The sequence below is a fragment of the Rhodococcus sp. MS13 genome (assembly GCF_013277835.1).
Taxonomy (GTDB): Bacteria; Actinomycetota; Actinomycetes; order Mycobacteriales; family Mycobacteriaceae; genus Rhodococcus_F; species Rhodococcus_F erythropolis.
Window position 1 is genome coordinate 139,628 of the sequence record NZ_VBTL01000008.1, and the last position, 12,736, is coordinate 152,363.

Annotated in this window: 12 protein-coding genes; 7 read left to right on the forward strand and 5 right to left on the reverse strand. The window is 62.7% G+C overall.

Going from position 1 to position 12,736, the window contains the following annotated elements:
* Window positions 1-70: 70 nt before the first annotated feature.
* The gene (locus tag FEZ59_RS17135; protein WP_172932937.1) at window positions 71-2,152 is read right to left on the reverse strand and encodes an alkaline phosphatase PhoX; all 2,082 of its coding nucleotides are present in this window, start codon (window positions 2,150-2,152) and stop codon (window positions 71-73) included.
* 234 nt (window positions 2,153-2,386) lie between these two features.
* Between FEZ59_RS17135 and FEZ59_RS17140 the strand changes: the two genes are divergently transcribed.
* The 7 genes from FEZ59_RS17140 to FEZ59_RS17170 all read left to right on the forward strand — a co-directional run bounded on the left by FEZ59_RS17140 (window position 2,387) and on the right by FEZ59_RS17170 (window position 7,872).
* Window positions 2,387-2,623 carry a hypothetical protein gene (locus FEZ59_RS17140; RefSeq protein ID WP_242459839.1) on the forward strand — a complete coding sequence of 79 codons (237 nt, stop codon included), beginning with the start codon at window positions 2,387-2,389 and terminating at the stop codon, window positions 2,621-2,623.
* Window positions 2,620-3,558, forward strand: coding sequence for an ABC transporter ATP-binding protein (locus FEZ59_RS17145; protein ID WP_172932938.1), 939 nt, complete (start codon window positions 2,620-2,622; stop codon window positions 3,556-3,558). The genes FEZ59_RS17140 and FEZ59_RS17145 overlap by 4 nt, the downstream gene beginning before the upstream one ends.
* Entirely contained in the window at window positions 3,555-4,346 is a 792-nt protein-coding gene (locus tag FEZ59_RS17150) for an ABC transporter permease (protein ID WP_080909401.1), read from the forward strand. The genes FEZ59_RS17145 and FEZ59_RS17150 overlap by 4 nt, the downstream gene beginning before the upstream one ends.
* 21 nt (window positions 4,347-4,367) lie before the next feature.
* On the forward strand, window positions 4,368-5,510 hold the full coding sequence (locus tag FEZ59_RS17155; RefSeq protein ID WP_029256773.1) for a sensor histidine kinase: 1,143 nt from the start codon (window positions 4,368-4,370) through the stop codon (window positions 5,508-5,510).
* Complete coding sequence (locus FEZ59_RS17160; protein WP_019746140.1) at window positions 5,507-6,121, forward strand: response regulator transcription factor; 615 nt, start codon at window positions 5,507-5,509, stop codon at window positions 6,119-6,121. The genes FEZ59_RS17155 and FEZ59_RS17160 overlap by 4 nt, the downstream gene beginning before the upstream one ends.
* Before the next feature lie 153 nt (window positions 6,122-6,274).
* Window positions 6,275-6,682, forward strand: coding sequence for a YciI family protein (locus FEZ59_RS17165; RefSeq protein WP_021346141.1), 408 nt, complete (start codon window positions 6,275-6,277; stop codon window positions 6,680-6,682).
* Window positions 6,683-6,690: 8 nt separating this feature from the next.
* Complete coding sequence (locus FEZ59_RS17170) at window positions 6,691-7,872, forward strand: DUF6596 domain-containing protein (RefSeq protein ID WP_172932957.1); 1,182 nt, start codon at window positions 6,691-6,693, stop codon at window positions 7,870-7,872.
* On the opposite strand, the gene FEZ59_RS17175 is transcribed toward FEZ59_RS17170, so the two are convergent.
* The 4 genes from FEZ59_RS17175 to zigA all read right to left on the reverse strand — a co-directional run bounded on the left by FEZ59_RS17175 (window position 7,858) and on the right by zigA (window position 12,723).
* Complete coding sequence (locus FEZ59_RS17175) at window positions 7,858-8,604, reverse strand: amino acid ABC transporter ATP-binding protein (protein ID WP_020909781.1); 747 nt, start codon at window positions 8,602-8,604, stop codon at window positions 7,858-7,860. The genes FEZ59_RS17170 and FEZ59_RS17175 overlap by 15 nt on opposite strands.
* Before the next feature lie 4 nt (window positions 8,605-8,608).
* Window positions 8,609-10,426 (reverse strand): ABC transporter substrate-binding protein/permease, encoded by a 1,818-nt coding sequence (locus FEZ59_RS17180; protein ID WP_021346139.1) that lies wholly within the window; start codon window positions 10,424-10,426, stop codon window positions 8,609-8,611.
* A 151-nt stretch (window positions 10,427-10,577) separates the two neighbouring features.
* Entirely contained in the window at window positions 10,578-11,492 is a 915-nt protein-coding gene (locus tag FEZ59_RS17185; RefSeq protein WP_172932939.1) for an SMP-30/gluconolactonase/LRE family protein, read from the reverse strand.
* A gap of 31 nt (window positions 11,493-11,523) precedes the next feature.
* Window positions 11,524-12,723 carry a zinc metallochaperone GTPase ZigA gene (zigA, locus tag FEZ59_RS17190; protein ID WP_021346137.1) on the reverse strand — a complete coding sequence of 400 codons (1,200 nt, stop codon included), beginning with the start codon at window positions 12,721-12,723 and terminating at the stop codon, window positions 11,524-11,526.
* Window positions 12,724-12,736: the final 13 nt, after the last annotated feature.

A 12,736-nucleotide genomic window follows, 5' to 3' on the forward strand; every position in this document is an offset into this window, starting at 1 on the left:
GAATCTGAGGTAAACGACGTGGGGCAGATCGCAGAGTATGCGATCTGCCCCACAGTCGTTTTCGTGTGTGTTACGAGCCGAGCCGAGATCCGTCCTTCTTCCAGGCTGCAACTACCGACGGGCGAGGCTGGGAGGAGCCACCGTCGGGCCAATGGGATGCGGGGCTTTCGATGCTGGCGTCGTCGGTCTCGCCGGGGTGCTGGACGCAGACGATGACGCGCTTCTCGTCCACGATGGGGCCGCAGGTTTCGGCGCCGACGGGAACGGTGAGGAACTGCTTTGTTTCACCGCGGTTTTCGCCTTCGAGGACAACACTGAACAGTCCGTCGTTGGACTTGAGTGCGTTGCCGTCGGTGGAGATCCACAGGTTGCCGTGCGGGTCGAAGGCAAGGTTGTCCGGGCATGAGATGGGGCTGACCTTGCTCTTGTCGAATCCGCCGAAGTAAGTATCGGCTGTGGCCGGATCTCCGCAGACGAGAAGAAGATTCCAGCCGAAGGTGGTGCCGGCGTGGTCGTCGGTGATTTCGAGGACCTGGCCGTTCTTGTTGTTGTTCCTCGGGTTCGCCTCGTCGGCCGCGGCACCACCGTCGACTCCGCGCTTGGTGTTGTTTGTCAGTGCGACGTAAACCTTGCCGCTCTTCGGGTTTGCCTCGAAGTCCTCGGGGCGGTCCATCTTCGTTGCCCCGACCTTGTCACCGGCCTGGCGGGTGAAGACGGCGACCTCTTCGGCGCTCATACCGTCTACCAGCGATTCGCCCTTGCCGTCTTCGCCGGTGCGCAGGATGGCTACCCACTCGCCGGTTCCGTCGAACGTGCCGTCCGACGGGAGTTTGCCGGTTCCGTCGATCTCGCCGGCGGAGTTTCCGCTGAGCTTTGCAACGTACAGTGTTCCGGCGTCGAGCAGAGTCATGTTGTGGCGCATGGCTGCCTGACTCTTGCCGTCCTGCATCTTTCGGCTCGAAACGAACTTGTACATGTAGTCGAAGCGCTCGTCGTCGCCGCTGTATGCAACGACGGTACCGTCCGACGTGATGTAAATGGTGGCGGCTTCGTGCTTGAAACGTCCGAGCGCTGTGTGCTTGATCGGAGTCGACGACGGATCCCAGGGATCGATCTCGACGACGTATCCGAATCGGTTGACCTCGTTGGGTTCTGCGACCAGATCGAACCGCTTGTCGAAGCGTTCCCACTTTCGCTCGGAAGCGGCTCCGGCCAGACCGTAGCGCTTCAGCCGGGCTGCCACCGTGGGATCGGTGACACCCTCGGCGTTCGCGAAGTACTGGTTGAAGTTCTCTTCGCCGGAAAGCACTGTGCCCCAAGGTGTGACGCCGCCAGCGCAATTGTTGAGGGTGCCGAGCACTTTGGTTCCCGTGGGATCGGCACTCGTCTTGAGGAAGTTGCTACCTGCAGCGGGGCCGGTCACGACAAACTCCGTGGTTCCGGTGATGCGGCGGTTGTTCGATCCGATCTCCGGTACCAGCTTGCCGTTGTCGGATTCGCCCTTGACCTGGACGACCGACAGTCCGTGGCTGGCCAGGCCGATCTTGAACTGCTCCTCGGTCGGGTTCTCCGCATCGTAGCCGCGGAACATCGCCGGCTCGGTGGAGTATTCGTGATTGACCACGAGGAGGTAGGTGTTGGGCTGCCCGTCGACCGGGAGCAATCCGGCGAAGTCGTTGTTGAATCCGAACTGCAGTTCCTGTGCTGCCGCAGTCTGCTTGTCGAAGTCGAAGGCCGGGGCTCCGGCGAGAACGGCGTCACCCCAACGGATGACGACGGCCTGATCGTATCCGTCAGGGACGGTGACCTTGTCTTCCTTGTTGGGCGCGACGGCGTCGAAGTTCGTCCCCGCTGGTGTGGTTCCGCCGCTGCTGCCGCTCGTCGAACCGGTTCCCGGTTCGGCACTTGCGGATTCGTCCGAACATGCGACGAGGGCGCTGCCCGCTCCCACCGCGAGGACTGCCATGCCGCTGCCCCGGAGCATGCCGCGACGAGTCAGTGCCGTGCGTGCGATATCGCGGAAGTATTCGCCGCCCGAGGTGTTGGGGACCTCATGAGAGCACGCGTTTCCGCACTTGTACTGGCAGGTGATCGACGCGCGTGCAGACACGCCGTCGTGTTTGACGAACAAGGCCAAAGGCTTGATAGCCACCGTGAACTCCCGAGATTCGATGTACGGACTTCGGGAACCGTAGAAGCTCTAAGCGAGGGTAAAGGAACGTAAAAATGAACGGCAAAACAACGAGGCGACCCTTACCTGCAATTTACGACGCGTCCCCGCGGGGACGTCGCATGACATTTGTCATCGCCGATCCATGACGGTGTCACCGCAGGTGATGACGCTGTGCACTGTTTTCGTCGCGGACTTCCCGCGAGGCTTGGAGGCATGAGAGAACCACATGAGGGAAGCCTCCTGACGGACCTGATGGACATCGGACCCGCACCCACGATGGGCCGCGAACTTGTTGTGATCGTGGTGAACATCGCGATCATCGGAGGGGTGTTCGCGATCATCGGCTCCAATCCGATGTCCTGGATTCTTGTTGCCGCTCTCGCGGTCTACGCGGGCATTCGATTCACGATCGGACTGCGCAGCTGGAACCGAGAGGAGGCGCAGCGATGAAGGGCGATCCCGTGATCGACGTAGTCGGAATGTCGCGGCGCTACGGCTCCGGCAAGGAGGCGTTCGATGCTGTTCGCAATCTGGATCTGAGTGTTCAGGAAGGCGAGCTGTTCGGCCTCCTGGGAACAAACGGTGCCGGCAAGACATCCACTCTCGAAGTGATTCAGGGCCTTTCACGAGCCAGCGCCGGTACGGTGCGCGTTCTGGGAATGGATCCGGTGCGCAACCGCAAGCAGATTCGACCGTCGCTTGGCATCATGCTCCAGAAGGGTGGGCTTCCCCAAGACCTGACTGCTCGTGAGAGTTTGGCGATGTGGGCCGGAACGTGCTCGAATCCGCTTCCCGTCGACGAGGTGCTCGAGCGCGTGGACATGCGCGACCGTGGCGATACCCGCGTGAAGTTCCTCTCGGGCGGTGAGGCCCGGCGACTGGATCTGGCGTGCGCGATCATCGGCCGGCCACTCGTACTGTTCCTCGACGAACCGACTACTGGATTGGACCCCGAAAGTCGTCGTAACACTTGGCAATTGATCGCTGACTTGAAAGCGTCGGGCGTCACCATCATGTTGACGACGCACTATCTCGACGAAGCTGAATCCTTGTGCGACCAATTGGCGATCATGCACCGTGGATCGGTCGTGCGCAGCGGAACCGTGGCGGACGTCGTCGCAGATCATCCCGCCCAGATCAAACTGCACCGCCCCGGTCTTGCACTCCCAGCGCTGGCCGGCGCCGAGGTGCGCGTCGAAAACGATCTGGTGGTGATCACCACTCGCACCGTCCAGGAGACGCTGACGGAACTGCTGCTGTGGGCGCAGCACAATGATGTCTTGCTGACCGGCTTGGATGCCCGGGCGGCGTCCCTGGAGACAGTATTCCTCTCCATTGCAGACAAATTCGATCATCACGCAACTCTCGAAGGAGCGTCGGCATGAACCGCATCGCAACCCTGTCTCGTTCGGAGTTCACGCTCCTGGGACGAAATCGACTGTTGCTCTTCAATGCAATCGTCCTCCCGCTGATCTTTCCCGTGGGAATGCTGTACCTGTCGCGAGACGGCGGGCTGTCGGACAAGTCGGTGTCGGCAGGCCTCGAGGTATTTGCGCTGTTCCTTCTCGTCTTCGTGGTCTTCTACAACTTGCTGTCGGTGTACGCGACGCGTCGTGACGAGTTGGTTCTCAAGCGACTACGGACCGGGGAATGCAGCGACGCCGAGATCCTGGCGGGCCCGGCAGTGCCGTCGTGGGTTCTCACCGCGCTGTTGACGGTGGTCGTCGGAATCGCCGTGATGGTTCTGGGCGGCAGTGCCCCGGTCAATCCGGTGCTGGTGCTGGTCGCGGTGATCGGCGGCGCCGCGCTCTTCACGGCGCTGGCGTTGATCACTTCGGCTGTCACGCGAAATGCAGAGGCGGCGCAGATCACCTGCATGCCGATTCTGATTCTGGCGACGGCAGGTATGTCTTCGATCAGGAATGTCGTGCCGGACAACGTTGCTCGCATTCTCGATTTCACTCCGCTGGCCGCAGTAGTCGACCTTCTCAATCTCGGATGGCTGGGGCGGACCACTGGCGAACTGGCTGATCTGGGCGATGCGCCCGGTGCGGCGGCCGGATTTGTCGACACCTTCGGTTCGGCTGGGCAACCGCTGTTGGTCATGCTGGCGTGGATCGTCGGTTCGGTTCTGATCGCGAACGTCCACTTCCGCTGGGAACCGCGTTCGTAGAACTCTGAGAAGGTAGTGGGCATGATCGCGCAGAACTTCGGACGCTGGAATCCGAGACGGACGTGGCGAACCGCGTCGAACGTCGACAAGGTTCGCCTCTACACGCGGCAATCGTTCATCATGGTCGCAGTGGTTTTCGGTGGCTTCGGTGCGGTCACCGAGATCGTTGCGGATCGGTACCTGTCGGGTGTCTTCCTCGGGATCAGTGCCGTTGCGTGCGTCATCGCCGTGTCTCGGATGCCAGATCTGGGTGGAGTCGTGGCCAAGCCCGTCCAGATTCCTCTTGCCGTGATGACGTTGTCGGCGTTCTGCTCGGCGGGAATCGCCTTGGGAAGCAATGCCGAGAACGGCCCGTACTTCTGGCTCGCGGCAATCCTTGTCGTGCCCCTTGCAGGGTTGACGTCGTTGCGCTGGCTGATCGTGGGCTCGGTGGCTGCCGGGGTCGTATTGGGACTGCTTGCGGGTCCGGAAAGCGGCGTGTCCGTCGGAATCGTCGCCGCCTTCATGGGGCTGACCGTTTACATGTCGGTGTGGCTGCTTCGCATGGTCACCGAATTGGACGAGGCTCGCGGAGCTGCCGCTGCCCTGTCCGTCGCCGAGGAGCGATTGCGATTTTCGCGCGATCTCCATGACGTCGTCGGGCGGGCACTGTCTGCAATTGCAGTGAAAAGTGAACTTGCAGCGACTCTTTCACGGCGCGGTGACGATCGTGCGGCCGCGCAGATGGACGAAGTACGCGAACTTGCGCAAGATTCTCTCGACGAAGCGCGCGAGTTGGTTCGGGGATACCGGTCCATCGCCTTGGCGTCGGAGCTGGCCGGTGCGCAGTCTCTGCTCGAGGCCGCCGGAATCTCCACCGCGATACGTGGATCGGCAGATCAACTGCCGGTGGAACTGGCCGAGGCCGCCGCGTGGGTCGTCCGTGAAGGCGTGACCAACATTCTCCGGCACTCCAGTGCCGAGAATTGCAGCATCGAGGTGTCCGCGGACGGCGTCGTGATTGCCAACGACGGCGCACGGATCGCAGAGCCGAACAACGGAACCGGCCTGAACGGATTGCGCGAGCGCGTCGGCGCCGTCGGAGGAACTGTCGAAACCGTGCAGGACGAAGATCGCTTCACCCTCACCGCCCACTTTCCGTCCCGAACGAAGGAGTCTCGGTGACCGAGCCGATCAAGGTACTGCTGGCCGACGACGAGAACCTGATCCGCTCGGCTCTGGCCATGATGTTGTCGCTCGAGGACGACATCGTTGTCGTGGCAGAAGCCGAATCCGGCGAGGATGCCGTGATCGCTGCTGCAAAGCATCAACCTCACGTAGCCGTGCTCGACCTTCAGATGGCGGGTATCGACGGCATCGAGACGGCGCAGCAGATTGCGCAGACGGTCTCGGGGTGCGTCTCGATCATCGTGACGAGCCACGGGCGTCCCGGGTACTTGAAGAAGGCACTGTCAGCAGGTGTCCGCGGATTTCTACCGAAGACGACGCCTGCGGCGACCCTCGCCGAGGTGGTCCGCAGCGTCCATGCCGGCGGGAGGTACGTCGACCCGTCGTTGGCTGCCGAGGCGATCGGCGCCGGCGACTCACCGCTTACTCCGCGCGAGGCGGACGTACTCGAATACGCGGCCGACGGGGCATCCATCGAGCAGATCGCTTCCCGGGCACACCTGTCTGCGGGTACCACCCGAAACTATTTGTCGTCAGCTGTCACCAAACTCGGTGCAGCCAATCGGCACGAAGCTGCAGTGATCGCTCGCCGGCAGGGGTGGATTTAGGGCCTCCGGCCCCCGTGCGCCTTTCTGGTTGCGGGCACTACCAAAAAGGCGCACAGGGCCGAAGGCCCTGCGATGTCGAGAATCCCCGACTTGCTTCGTCCCTGTAGTGACGTGCGACCAGAATGGGTGGCACCGACACAGAGGAGATTCACGATGGCCAAGTACTTGCTGCTCAAGCACTACCGCGGCGCTCCGGCTGCAGTCAACGACGTGCCGATGGACCAGTGGACACCGGAAGAGATCACGGCCCACGTGAAGTACATGCAGGACTTCGCGGATCGGCTCGAGAAGGCGGGCGAGTTCGTCGACGGTCAGGCTCTCGCTCCTGAGGGCACCTTTGTCCGGTACGACGGTGAGGGTCGCCCGCCGGTCACCGACGGCCCGTTCGCGGAAACCAAGGACCTCATTGCCGGCTGGATGGTGATCGACGTCGACAACTACGACCGAGCCGTCGAATTGGCCGGGGAGCTCTCGGCCGCGCCCGGCGCAGGCGGGAAGCCGATTCACGAATGGCTCGAACTGCGCCCGTTCCTGACCGAGCCGCCGACCATCACGGACTGACGACTCTCATGGACGACGCGCTGCTTCGACGTCTGACTCCGAGCGTGCTCGGCATCCTCGTCCGCCGCAGAGCAGATTTCGCGTCGGCCGAGGACGCCGTGCAAGACGCTCTGCTCGAGGCGGTGAGGGCCTGGCCGGACAACCCGCCGCGGGACCCCAAGGGCTGGCTGGTCACAGTGGCCTGGCGGCGGTTCCTCGACGGGATCCGGTCGGATGCGGCTCGTCGCAAGCGGGAGTTTCTGGTTGACGAGCAGCCAGGCGAGCGGCCGGTCAGCGGGTCGGTGCCGGGCGTGGACGACACACTCCAGCTCTACTTTCTGTGCGCTCACCCGTCGTTGACGCCGTCGTCCGCCGTTGCACTCACGCTGCGCGCTGTCGGCGGGCTGACCACTCGCCAGATTGCGCAGGCCTACCTGGTGCCTGAGGCGACGATGGCTCAGCGCATCAGCCGAGCCAAGCGCACGGTCTCCGGCGTCCGGTTCGAGCAACCCGGCGATGTCGCCACCGTTCTACGTGTCCTTTATCTGGTCTTCAACGAGGGGTACTCCGGCGACGTCGACCTGGCTGCCGAGGCCATCAGGCTCACCCGGCAGCTCGCCGCTGCGATCGATCATCCCGAGGTGGCGGGGTTGCTCGCTCTGATGCTGCTTCATCACGCTCGCCGCGCCGCGCGCACTGCCGCAGACGGCAGCCTGGTTCCGCTTGCCGAGCAGGACCGCGGACGGTGGGACACCGAGACGATCGCGGAAGGGGTCGTGATCCTTCAGGGAGCCCTCGCTCGCGACCGATTGGGCGAGTTCCAAGCCCAGGCCGCGATTGCCGCACTTCATGCCGACGCTCTCACAGCAGACGAGACCGATTGGGTGCAGATCGTGGAGTGGTACGACGAACTCGCAGCCCTGACCGACAGCCCGATCGTCCGGCTCAACCGAGTGGTGGCGGTCGGCGAGGCGGACGGGCCACGCGCCGGCTTGGCAGCTCTTGCAGCGCTGGACGATTCACTTCCACGCCATGCCGCAGTCGAGGCCTATCTCCGTGAACGCGACGGAGACGTGGAGACGGCGGCGAGGTTGTATGCCGATGCAGCGCACAAGGCATCCAACCTCGCCGAACGTGACCATCTGATGCTTCAGGCGTCGAGGATCAACGCCCGTCGATCTCTGAAGCGTCCTGGGTCAGAGAACCTGTGACAGGAACGCCTGCAGTCGATCGGTCTCGGGATCGTCGAAAAGCTGTTCCGGAGTACCGGTTTCGACAACGGCGCCGCGGTCCATGAAGAGCACCTTGTCGGAAACGGAACGCGCGAAGCCCATTTCGTGCGTCACGACGACCATGGTCATACCGGACTTCGCGAGATCGGCCATCAACGCCAGAACACCCTTGACCAGTTCGGGGTCGAGAGCTGACGTCGCCTCGTCGAAGAACATGACCTCGGGCTTCATCGCCAAGGCGCGGGCAATGGCGACGCGCTGCTGCTGACCACCGGAAAGGTTGCCGGGCCGCGAGTCCGCCTTCTCCTTGAGCCCCACCAGATCCAGCTGCTCGAGCGCGAGCGCCCGAGCTTGTTCCTTGGACAACCCCTTGAGCTTGTTCGGCCCGAGCGCGATGTTCTCGGCGACGGTCTTGTGTGGGAACAGGTTGAAGTGCTGGAACACCATGCCGATTCGCTGGCGAAGCTCGTCGGGGTTGTCCTTCAAGACGGACTTCCCGTCGAGCAGCACGTCACCCTGCTCAGGCTCGTGCAGACGGTTCAGCACGCGCAGGAGCGTCGACTTGCCCGAACCGGAGGGCCCGATGACGGTGACGGTGTTTCCGGCGTCGACGTGCAGGTTGACGCCGCGAAGCACCTTGTTTGTGCCGAAGGACAGATGCAGGTCCTTGCCGGTGAGCGATACGGACTTCAGTTCAGAGCTGGTGGTCATGTCCTCAGCCCCTTTCCACGACGATGGCCTGCTCGAGCGGATCCAACGTGCCTGAAGTGTCGGCGCGTCCGGTCCGGAGCCGGTTGTCGATGTAGTTGACGAGGTGCGTCAGCGGGATGGTCAGAGCAAGGTAGAACAAGCCTGCCGCAACGAGCGGGGACAGGCTGCCGGTCTGGGCGTTGAGATCACGTCCGACGGCAAAGAGTTCCCGCTGGGTGACGAGGAGACCGAGGAAGTAGATCAGCGACGAGTCCTTGATCAGCGAGATGAACTGGTTCATCAACGCCGGCAAAACGCGTCGTACACCCTGCGGGATGACGACCAGCGACATGGACTTGCGGTAGCTGAAGCCGAGGGCGCGGGAAGCCTCGAGCTGCCCGGACTCGACGCTCTGGATACCGGATCTGAAGATCTCACCGATGTATGCCGACGCGAGCAGCGACAGCGCCGCGACACCGAGCCAGTACGGATTGCTGCCGGTGATTCCCTTGACGATCGGTCCGACTCCGAGCCCGATGATCAAGATGATGACGACGGCGGGCAGGCCACGGAAGATGTCGGTGTAGACGCGGGCGGGCCAGCGCAGCCAACGGGTGCGCGAGATACCGGCGACAGCGAGCAGCATGCCGAGGACCGTGCCGATGATGCCAGACGCGAGCGCAAGGATCAGGGTGTTGGGAAGACCGGTCTTGAGGAGATCGGGGAATGCCTTCTTGTACAGATCCCAGTCGAAGAACGTGTCCTTGAGCTGTTCGAGCGTCGACTTAGGTTGGTACGACGCGGTATCGCCACCGTCACCGTTTGCTGCGTTTTCCGCCGCAATGGCTGCGAAGTCGGGCAGTTCCGGAGTGGCCGCGGCCTTGGATCCGGGCTTCCAGCCTTCAGGGAGTTGACGCGGTACCCAGTCGGCGTACAGCTGAGACCAGGTTCCGTCGTCGATGACTGCGTCGAGGCCGGAGTTGAGGGCGTCGATCAGCGGCTGGTTTTCCTTGTTCACCGCCCAGCCGACGAAGTTGTTGACCGAGAAGGTGTTCTGGATGATCGAGGTCGGGTCACCCGGAGCGATTGCGCCTTCGGCCTGCTGAGACGGAGCTACCCAGGCGTCGATCTGTCCGGACTTGAGGTTCGCGTACGCCGTGGCGTAGTCGGGAAACTTCACGGGATCGAGCTTGAGCGTGTTCACGACGTAGTCGTCCTGCACGGTTCCCTGCACGACGCCGATGCGCTTTGATGCGTCCAGGTCTCCGAAGCCGGTGATCGGGCTGCCGTTAGGCACGACGAGGGAGAAGTATCCGAAGTCGTAACCGTTGGTGAAGCCGACGGTGTTGCGACGGTCGTCTGTGGTGGTGATGGACGACGAGCCGACGTCGAAGCGTCGACCGGCAACCTGGGCGAGGAGCCCGGCGAACTCGGTGCCGACGAACTCGACCTTCAGGCCCAGCTTGTCCGCGACGGCCTTCAGCAGCTCGTTGTCGTATCCGGTGTACTGATTCTCGGAGTTGACGCAGATGCTCGGGGGCGCGTCACCGAGCGTGCCGACCGTGATGACCCCGGGTTTGATCAAGTTCAGCTTCGAGGTGTCGATCCGATCGACCGGGGTGACGGTGGCCGTGGTGTAGCGGTCTTCGGCGCCCGCACCCGCTGCCGCATCCAGATTGGTGGGCGCCGCGGTTGCGGCTCCCACTCCTGGAGGTGCACACAGGTCTGTGGGGGCTGCCGACGAATCCGAGCCACTCGAGCACGATGACAGAGTCAACGCCAGGAGGGCAGTGAGGAGCAGTGCCACCACCAGGCGGATCTTCGCTGCGACGGAAGAAAACATGCGAGCAGCGTAAACCTAAGGGTAGCCATTTCTCCGTGTAGAACTGTTGACAGTTTTCGGACAAGCGGCCGCTGCGCTGCGGGCATGCCTTCAAATCAGCGTGATTTTAAGTATCGCCAGGTCGGAGAATCCCGTCTCGAAGAGAACGGAGTTACCGAACCGGTGCGAGTTCGACGCCCGCCGGAGGTACCAGGCGGCGCAGTGTCCCGTCGAAGCCGGTGACGTAGAGCGCCCGGCCGTCGCCGTCCCGGCCGATACGCACTGAACTCGGCCCGGTCCACCCACCCGACAGACCCGAAGCGACGACGCAGGACTTCCCGGTCTCGGGATCTACACGATAGATCGCGCCCTCGAGGTGAGCAGCGACGTAGAGCATCCCATCCCGCGACATGGTCAGATCGTCGAGACCGGGTACCGGGCTCGGGACGGTTGCGACAACGGCCCACGCATCAGGGGTATCCACAGGGACTCGAATGATCTGACCTGTGAACAGATCATCGGTGTACACGGCTCGATGATCCGGACTGAGCGCGAGCCCCTCCGAACGTGGCACTGCGGCCCAATTGGGTACGACGGTTCGGGAGTCATGTTGATAGCGTGACACGCCCTTCGACGGGCCGCCCTCCGTTCCGACCCACGTGGTCAGCAGATCGCCGTCAGGTAGGCGGAGCAAGCCGTTGCCCGCGAAGTCGGCGGGGGCGGACAGCTGATCCGTCGTGGTGTCCAGTTGCCACAGCTTGCCGTCCTGTCTGGTGAGGAAGGACAGCCTCGAACCGTCGAGTTGCAAACCGCCAGGAGCAGCCATGCCGTCGAGGACGGTTCGTACCTGTCCTTCGGCGTCGACGTGATAGATCTTCGACTCGCCGGAGAGGTAGAACCCGCCGTTGTCATCGGTCTCGAGGTTTTCGAGCTGTTCCAACCCTTGGGCTACGGTCTCGACCTGCCAATCGCCGCACATCGGCGCGGTTGTCCAGGTGGCCTCCGCCGGTTTCGCCGCGGCAGCGGTCCCGGCTGCGATTGCCGCGACGATCAACAACGCCCGAGTTCGGTTGCGTGATAGCCCCATTGCGCACAACTTACGGCAAATCGGACCAATATCAAACGGTCTGGTCGGTATAGCCGACGCCCAGGGGGTCGCTCCAGGTGGTCCACACGTCTGGCCCGAGTTCGATCTCGGCTGTGGTGAGTAGACACGCGTCGAGTTCTCGGTGCAGTCGAGACGGGTCGATGGATTGGCCGATGAAGACGAGTTCTTGTCGGCAGTCACCGACAGGTTCTTCCCACTTGTCGAGGATTCCGTCGCGACGGTAGTCGTCGGCCGGCCACTCGTCACGGGGTAGAAACTTCCACCAACGGCCGACGTATCCGTGGCGAATGAGATGACCGGCCTGAGAAATACTCCCGATCTCGGTGAACCGGCCGGCATTCCAGTAGTAGCCCTTGGCCCGAAGTAACTTTCCGTTGGTCCACTCGCTGCTCAGGAAATCATGCAGGCGTTGTGGGTGGAAGGGCGCGCGCTCGCGGTACACCACCGAACCGATCCCGTACTCCTCGGTTTCGGGGGTGTGTTCACCTTGGAGTTCTTGTAGCCATCCAGGGGCCTGAGCAGCTTTCTCGAGCGAGAACAAGCCGGTATCGAGAATCGTGTCGAGTGGGATACGGCCGAGAGTCATCGGAACTATCGCAGCAGTTGCGTTCAAAGATCGTAGGACCGCGGTCAATTCGATCAGGTGCTGTTGCGAGACGAGATCGGCCTTGCTCACCAGGATGACATCGGCAAATTCGATCTGATCGACAAGCAGATCCGCGATGTCTCGTTCATCTTCCGGGGCATCGGCTTCGACGCGACCCCCAGCCGTGTAGTCGCGCAGAAAACTGTTGCCGTCGACGACTGTGACCATGGTGTCGAGTCGGGCGACGTCGGCCAGGGCATGGCCGTCGGTATCGATGAAGGTGAACGTCTCCGCGACGGGCAGCGGTTCGGAGATGCCCGAAGATTCGATGAGAAGGTAGTCGAATCGGCCATCGGCGGCCAAGGCGCTTATCTCGGAAAGAAGATCCTCTCGCAGAGTGCAGCAGATGCAGCCGTTGGTCATCTCGACCAGTTTCTCCTCGGAGCGACTGAGCGAGATCTCACGCTCGACTTCTGCACTGTCGATGTTGATTTCGCTCATGTCGTTGACGATCACCGCAACCCGGCGGCCCTCCCGATTGCGCAGGATCTCGTTGAGTAGCGTCGTCTTCCCGGCGCCCAGGAAACCTGACAGCACCGTGACCGGAAGTCGTGTGTCGACCATGATTTCCAGTGTC

Bases quoted from the DNA above. Each gene is read 5' to 3' on its own strand.
- FEZ59_RS17140 (WP_242459839.1), top strand. From the start codon at position 2,387: ATGAGAGAACCACATGAGGGAAGCCTCCTGACGGACCTGATGGACATC.
- FEZ59_RS17145 (WP_172932938.1), top strand. From the start codon at position 2,620: ATGAAGGGCGATCCCGTGATCGACGTAGTCGGAATGTCGCGGCGCTAC.
- FEZ59_RS17150 (WP_080909401.1), top strand. From the start codon at position 3,555: ATGAACCGCATCGCAACCCTGTCTCGTTCGGAGTTCACGCTCCTGGGA.
- FEZ59_RS17155 (WP_029256773.1), top strand. From the start codon at position 4,368: ATGATCGCGCAGAACTTCGGACGCTGGAATCCGAGACGGACGTGGCGA.
- FEZ59_RS17165 (WP_021346141.1), top strand. From the start codon at position 6,275: ATGGCCAAGTACTTGCTGCTCAAGCACTACCGCGGCGCTCCGGCTGCA.
- FEZ59_RS17170 (WP_172932957.1), top strand. From the start codon at position 6,691: ATGGACGACGCGCTGCTTCGACGTCTGACTCCGAGCGTGCTCGGCATC.
- FEZ59_RS17175 (WP_020909781.1), bottom strand. From the start codon at position 8,604: ATGACCACCAGCTCTGAACTGAAGTCCGTATCGCTCACCGGCAAGGAC.
- FEZ59_RS17180 (WP_021346139.1), bottom strand. From the start codon at position 10,426: ATGTTTTCTTCCGTCGCAGCGAAGATCCGCCTGGTGGTGGCACTGCTC.
- FEZ59_RS17185 (WP_172932939.1), bottom strand. From the start codon at position 11,492: ATGGGGCTATCACGCAACCGAACTCGGGCGTTGTTGATCGTCGCGGCA.
- zigA (WP_021346137.1), bottom strand. From the start codon at position 12,723: ATGGTCGACACACGACTTCCGGTCACGGTGCTGTCAGGTTTCCTGGGC.